General features: G+C 52.4%; 7 protein-coding genes. 4 read left to right on the top strand and 3 right to left on the bottom strand.

Annotated elements, in window-relative coordinates; all coding sequences use genetic code 11:
* Positions 1-99 precede the first annotated feature (99 nt).
* The 3 genes from Q0J81_RS12150 to ybaK are packed head-to-tail and all read right to left on the bottom strand — an operon-like array spanning position 100 to position 2,705.
* A complete protein-coding gene (locus Q0J81_RS12150) occupies positions 100-681 on the bottom strand; it encodes a GNAT family N-acetyltransferase (protein ID WP_294448212.1) in 582 nt (193 codons plus the stop codon).
* Positions 682-694: 13 nt separating this feature from the next.
* A complete protein-coding gene (locus tag Q0J81_RS12145) occupies positions 695-2,218 on the bottom strand; it encodes a sigma 54-interacting transcriptional regulator (RefSeq protein WP_294448210.1) in 1,524 nt (507 codons plus the stop codon).
* Positions 2,219-2,222: 4 nt separating this feature from the next.
* Positions 2,223-2,705: a Cys-tRNA(Pro) deacylase gene (gene ybaK / locus Q0J81_RS12140; RefSeq protein WP_294448208.1), complete on the bottom strand. Its 483-nt coding sequence runs from the start codon at positions 2,703-2,705 to the stop codon at positions 2,223-2,225.
* Between the two features lie 203 nt (positions 2,706-2,908).
* On the opposite strand from ybaK, the gene Q0J81_RS12135 reads away from it, so the two are divergent.
* The 4 genes from Q0J81_RS12135 to Q0J81_RS12120 all read left to right on the top strand — a co-directional run.
* Positions 2,909-3,916, top strand: coding sequence for an ATP-binding cassette domain-containing protein (locus Q0J81_RS12135; RefSeq protein WP_294448206.1), 1,008 nt, complete (start codon positions 2,909-2,911; stop codon positions 3,914-3,916).
* The gene (locus Q0J81_RS12130) at positions 3,909-4,571 is read left to right on the top strand and encodes a methionine ABC transporter permease (RefSeq protein ID WP_294448204.1); all 663 of its coding nucleotides are present in this window, start codon (positions 3,909-3,911) and stop codon (positions 4,569-4,571) included. The genes Q0J81_RS12135 and Q0J81_RS12130 overlap by 8 nt, the downstream gene beginning before the upstream one ends.
* 34 nt (positions 4,572-4,605) lie before the next feature.
* Positions 4,606-5,406 carry a MetQ/NlpA family ABC transporter substrate-binding protein gene (locus Q0J81_RS12125; RefSeq protein WP_294448202.1) on the top strand — a complete coding sequence of 267 codons (801 nt, stop codon included), beginning with the start codon at positions 4,606-4,608 and terminating at the stop codon, positions 5,404-5,406.
* A gap of 525 nt (positions 5,407-5,931) precedes the next feature.
* The coding region (locus Q0J81_RS12120) for a [Fe-Fe] hydrogenase large subunit C-terminal domain-containing protein (protein WP_294448201.1) at positions 5,932-6,687 on the top strand (756 nt) is incomplete at its 3' end.

The raw sequence follows: 6,687 nt of genomic DNA, 5'->3' as shown, positions 1-6,687 counted from the left end.
AAAAACACATCCGTCATGACCACGCCGGGCGATAAGGTATGATGACAACAGATATTGTGACGAATTGACGTCGACGATTTGATCGTGCTTTTTTCAGCGTCAGAACGAAATGTGCAGGTGGTCAAGAAAAGGAAAGTTCTTTTTGTGTTCTTTCCAGCGTCGTTTCGTCATGCGATAGAGTATATGTCGGGAAAGAGGATGGCCAACGGGAAGGGCAGGGTGATCGAATTCATCCTCAGGGCAATGTTCCATGCCGAGTCTTTGCATGACTTTTTCCGAAGGAACGTTCAGTCTGGCGGTAAAACTGCATATGGTTTCGAGCGAAAAAAAGGAAAAGCCCGTTTCCAGTGCAACCGCAGCTGCTTCCGTAGCAAAGCCGTGTCCCCAGAAGGCCTTGTGCAGTCTCCAGGAGACTTCGACAAGCGAATTGTCGAAGGAGGGAACATTTAGTCCAACAACTCCTGCAAACGAGGAGTGCCCCGGCAGCTCCAGCACCCATATGCCGAATCCATGCCGGAGCATGCCGTGTTGAAAAGAGTCGGCAAGCTTGTCGCTCTCTTCTGCTGTAAGAGGGGCGGGGAAAAATCGCATGACGTCTTTATCGGCATTCAGGGTCCGGAAGTCTGAGAGGTCTTCTTCCTTCCAGGGGCGCAGACGTATACGATCCGTTTCCATTCTCATGGCGTTTCTCCTCTCAGGAGCTGGATGCTCTGAATGCTTTGTAGGTGATGCCGTATTTTTTCATTCTGAGTGCCATCATCCGTTCCGTCAGGCCGAGAGCCCGGGCCGCATGGCCGAGATGACCATGAAAATGAGAAAGTGCTTCAATAATATAGGCTTTTTCCATCTCATCCAGACGCTGCTGAAGAGAGCCCATGGCCGGAGGCGCGTCGCTGCCGTCCTTTTCACTGTAGGGGCATCCCGCGCTGTGCAGATTCGGCGGCAGATGCAGGGGAAGAATGAGTCCTTCTTCACTGACAAGCAGTACGGCTCGTTCAATGACATTTTCAAGCTCGCGAATGTTGCCCGGCCAGCGGTAACGCTGCAGCATTTCCATGGCTGAAAGCGAGAGGCGGACGCCGGTCTTCCCGTTGGCCTCGCTGTATTTTTTGACAAAATAGGCGGCAAGGGAAAGAATGTCCTCCTGTCTTTCCCTCAGCGGAGGCAGCTGAATGGGAAAAACGTTGAGCCGGTAATAGAGATCCTTCCGGAAGGATCCATCCTTCACCATCTGTTCAAGATCCCGGTTCGTTGCAGCAATGAGACGTACGTCGACCTGTATGCTTTCCATGCCGCCCAGTCTCTCAAAGCTTTTTTCCTGGAGGACGCGCAGAAGTTTGGCCTGCATGGCAAGACTGAGTTCGCCTACTTCGTCAAGAAAGAGCGTTCCCGTGTCGGCCAGCTCAAAGCGTCCTTTCCGTACTCCGGTAGCGCCCGTGAACGCCCCCCGCTCATGACCGAAAAGTTCGCTTTCCACAAGACTGTCGGGCAGCGCCGCACAGTTCAGGGATATGAAGGGATGTTTGTTTCGGCCGCTGGCTTCATGGATGGCATGCGCCGCGAGTTCCTTGCCGGTGCCGCTTTCGCCGCGCAGAAGAATGGTGGCGGAGGAGGGGGCAGCCTGACGGATGCGGGTGAAGACGAGGTTCATACTTTCCGACTGGCCGATAAACCCCTGAATGCGTCCGTCTGAAATGGCACTTTTCTTTTTGGGCGGAGAAGAAAGATCAGCCCGGCATTGTCCTGCGGTATGGGAAAGCAGGCCGGCAATGACGGTAAGCAGACGGCTCTGATCGTCAAGCGTTTCCTTTGCTCCCACGCGTCGGTCAACAGCGAGCGCACCTACTACCTGATCGTCCAGGCGAATGGGAACGCAGATGAAGGCCGTATGCTCCTTGCGCAGATTTCTGGCTCTTGTTCTGTTGAGGAAGCGGGCGTCATCGGCCACATCGGGCACGATTTCCGGGCGACCGCTGGCAATGACCCGGCCCGTGATGCCTTCTCCCATGGCATAGTGCCCACGTGCCTGTTCCGTGGCGGAGAAACCGACGGATGCGTAGATTCGTACCTCGCTGCCGTCGGGCTCTGTAAGGGAAATGGCAGCTCTTTTCATGGCCAGATGTCGGGCCATGATCTGCAATGTGAGTTGCAGAGCCTCTTTCGGCTGAAGAGAGCGCTCAAGCGTGTCGGCTATTTCGGTAAGCAGAACGAGGTGCATGGTCTCAGCCCATGACTATGTCGGCGAAGACGGCGTCGACGGCCCGGGCAAGATCGTCCGGGGCAATGACGAACTGCAGTCCTCTCTGTCCGGCGGACACATATATTTTGTCGTACAGAATGGCCGATTCATCTATGCATACGGGATAAGGCTTCTTGGTCCCTACAGGAGAACAGCCTCCGCGAATGTAGCCCGTGAGAGGCAGTACTTCCTTGAGAGGAACCATTTCCACACTTTTGTCATGAAAGACGGCGGCAAGTTTTTTCAGATCGAGTTCGGCATTTCCCGGGAGCACGGCCATGGCTATGCCGTTGGGATGCCCTCGCGTGACGAGCGTTTTGAATACACAGGAAGGGTCGACTCCCATGCTTTCAGCGACATGCACTGCAGAAAGATCGTCAACATCGACAGGGTAACTGTTGAGCTCATAGGGAATGCCCAGCTTGTCCAGCGTGCGGGCGGCATTGGTCTTCTTGATGGATGCCATAAAAATTCACTCCATATCCGGTTGATGACGATGAAATCATACCGGGGTGATTTCATCTTTTTAACCACGAATGACGAGAAAGTACAGAGGCAATCAGGAAGTAGGGGGATATTTCTATTCACAAAAAAAGAAAAACAGGCTAACCTAATCTGTCTTTCTCTGTGAAGGACTATTTTTTCCCGCAAAAGCGGGTGGAGTGAATCATGTCGGAGCCAATCATCAGAATATGCGACCTGGAAAAGAAGTACCAGAGCAAAAATTCTGAGGTCTACGCCCTGAAGGGCATTAATCTTGACATCAATCAGGGTGACATTTTTGGTATCATAGGAAGAAGCGGTGCAGGCAAGTCCACGCTGGTACGCTGCATCAACATGCTTGAGCGCCCGACGGGTGGTCAGGTTCTTTTTGAAGGAAAGGATCTGTGTCGTCTGAATGACAGGGATCTTCGTCATGCCCGACGCTCCATGGGCATGATTTTTCAGCAGTTCAACCTGCTCATGCAGCGCACGGCCATGGAGAATGTCTGTTTTCCCATGGAACTTGTGGGGACGCCGAAGGACAGGGCACGTCAGCGTGCTGCAGAGCTTCTGGATCTCGTAGGTCTTTCTGAAAGGGCAAATTCCTATCCCTCGCAGTTGTCCGGCGGTCAGAAACAGCGAGTGGCCATTGCCCGGGCACTGGCTTCTGATCCCAAGGTGCTGCTCTGCGACGAAGCGACATCTGCGCTTGATCCCAGTACGACGGAGTCCATTTTATCCCTCATTAAAGATATCAACACGCGTCTTGGCATCACGGCAGTCATCATCACGCATGAAATGAGCGTGATTGAAAAAATCTGCAGTCATGTCGCCATTATTGCAGGCGGAAAGATTGCGGAAACCGGTCTGGTGGAAGAGGTCTTTTATCATCCCCGCACGGAAGCTGCCCGCGCCATGGTCATTCCCGAAGCCATCAAACCCGAAAAGCTGCCCGGAGAGAGGGTGGTTCGCATTGTATTCAACGGCAGCAGTACGTTGGAACCTGTCATTGGGAACATGATTCTGGACTGTGGAAAACCGCTCAGCATTCTTTATTCTGATCTGCGCGAGATAGACGGCGTCGTCTGTGGACAGATGGTCATGCAGCTTCCCGACGATAAGGAGGCCTGTGAACGCATACGTGCCTTTGCCGCTTCCCGCGGTCTTGAATTGGAGGACATGAATCATGTTTGACGCCCAGCTTGTGGAAATGCTCTGGGAAGGCGTGCTCGACACGCTGTATATGACCGTGGTGTCCACGCTGCTTTCCTATGTCTTTGGCATGGTGATGGGCGTGCTGCTTGTCATCTGTCGCAAAGACGGCATAGCCCCTCATCCCGTATTTTATGCCGCCCTTGACATGGTGGTGAACCTGACGCGCTCGTTCCCTTTCCTTATTTTAATGATAGCCGTCATTCCGTTTACCCGTTTTCTTGTGGGAACGACCATAGGCAACAATGCTACGGTGGTTCCTCTGGTCATTGCTGCGGCTCCCTTTGTGGCGCGTCTTATTGAGGCATCTTTGCTTGAAGTGGATGCGGGCGTGGTGGAAGCGGCGCAGTCCATGGGAGCGTCCACCTGGCAGATCATCACCAAGGTGCTGTTGCCGGAAGCGCTGCCTTCCCTGCTCAACGGCAGCGCCGTTGCGGCAATCACCATTCTCGGCTACTCGGCAATGTCCGGCGCCGTCGGCGGCGGCGGGCTCGGCAAGCTGGCCATCATGTACGGCTACAACCGCTACCAGACGGACATTATGTTCGCCACCATCGTTCTCCTTATCGTTATTGTTCAGCTGTTCCAGATGCTGGGCAACTGGGCTACAAAGCGCTTTGACAAGCGCATATCCTAATTGGTGCACAGCACCGGAACATAGAGAGGTCATCATGAAACTCTGCCCCGTTCTTTTGTCAGCGCTGCTTTCCGTCACTATTTCTGGAGCGTTTTTCCAGGCTGAAGCCGCCGAAGTCAAGGTTGGAGCTTCTCCCACTCCTCACGCCGAAATTCTCAAGGCTGCCATTCCGCTGATGAAGGCCAAGGGTCATGAACTTAAGATCGTCGAATATGCCGACTACGTTCAGCCCAACATGGCGCTTGATGCAGGGGAGCTCGATGCCAATTATTTTCAGCACCAGCCTTATCTGACCGATTTCAACAAAGAAAAGGGCACTAAACTTGTGTCCATCGCGTCTGTGCACTATGAACCGTTCGGAATTTACGCTGGCAGAACCAAGGCGCTGAGTGATCTTGAGAAAGGGGCCGTTGTGGCTGTTCCCAACGATACTACCAATGAAGCCCGCGCGTTGCTTCTTCTTCAGTCCAACGGACTCATCAAGTTGAAGGATGGAGCAGGTCTTACCGCCACGCGTCGCGATATTGTGGAAAATCCCAAGAAACTCAAGATCGAGGAACTTGAAGCTGCTCAGCTTGTACGTTCGCTGCCCGACGTCGATTTTGCCACCATCAACGGCAACTATGCCATTCTTGGAGGCCTTAAGGTAAAGGATGCTCTGGCTGCGGAAACTGCGGACTCCATTGCTGCCACTACCTATGCCAATATTCTTGCCGTGCGTGAAGGAGATGAACAGCGCCCTGAGCTGCAGGCTTTGGCAGAAGTGCTGAAGAGTGATGAAATCAAGAAGTTCATGAACGAAAAATATGAGGGGGCGGTCGTACCTGCCAAATAGGTGGATTTGCCGTCTCTCCGAAAAAACACCGTGGCAACACGGTGTTTTTTTTGTCCAACATATATTATTCTGCACGATGTCAATGTAGAACTGTCCTGTACTTCATTGTAAGAATAATATTTATAAAAACGTATGGAATAGACGTTGGAATATGAAAAAGGCAGTATTTTGCAGAGATATAGAATTTTTTACGTCAGAATAATTGATGGTCGTCAGGATAAAAAAGAAGATATTGTGTTTAAAAACATCTCCTAAATGAAAAATAAAAAGAAAAATATTGAATTACCATCTCGCTGATATTGGTCGGGCCGGCTGTCAAAATAGGGGCTGCTTTTTCCAACCTGTTTTTCTGATAAGGGAATTCTTGCTGAAATAATTGACAATTACCTCCCATGGCAAGGAAAAATCAACCTCATTATTTACAAGGGACATTTAATGGGGTAGGGTACTATAACGCAATGTATCCCGACCTGTCCGCGTTAAGCGGGGGATTCATGGCCGAACTTTTTACCTGTGGAGAGTTGAATGGCTCGTATTACTATGGAGCATGTGCAGTACGAAGCACATGTCCCCGCGGTTGGGAGCAACCCGGACCAGCTTTCTTTTGTGCAGATCGATCCTAAAAAGTGCATCGGCTGCGATTCCTGCCAGCGCTACTGCCCTGTGGATGCCATTTATGGCGCGTCAGGCAAGGTGCATAGCATTCCTCATCCCGAAGTTTGCATCAACTGCGGCCAGTGCCTTGTTCATTGCCCCCAAGGCGCTATTTATGAAGAACAGACCTGGGTGCCCGAACTGGAAAAGAAGCTTGCCGACAAGAGCGTGAAGTGCATCGCCATGCCCGCGCCTGCCGTGCGCTATGCGCTCGGCGAAGCGTTCGGCATGCCTGTGGGGTCCGTGACCACCGGTCGCATGCTTACCGCCCTCAAGATGCTTGGCTTTGCCCACTGCTGGGACACCGAATTCACTGCCGACGTCACCATCTGGGAAGAGGCTTCCGAATTCGTGGAACGTCTCAAGGCTCAGAAGGATCTGCCTCAGTTCACGTCCTGCTGCCCTGGCTGGCAGAAATACTGCGAAACCTATTATCCCGATCTTCTTCCGCATTTTTCCTCCTGCAAGTCTCCGGTCGGCATGAACGGCGCGTTGTCCAAGACGTACGGCGCCGAGCAGAAAGGCTATGACAAGGAAAAGATCTATACGGTATCCATCATGCCCTGCGTGGCTAAGAAGTATGAAGGTCTGCGTCCTGAGCTGAACTCCAGCGGCACCCGAGACATC

Origin of the sequence: uncultured Mailhella sp. (genome assembly GCF_944324575.1) — a bacterium.
Lineage (GTDB): Bacteria > Desulfobacterota > Desulfovibrionia > Desulfovibrionales > Desulfovibrionaceae > Mailhella.
This window is presented reverse-complemented; position numbering and strand designations above follow the sequence as displayed.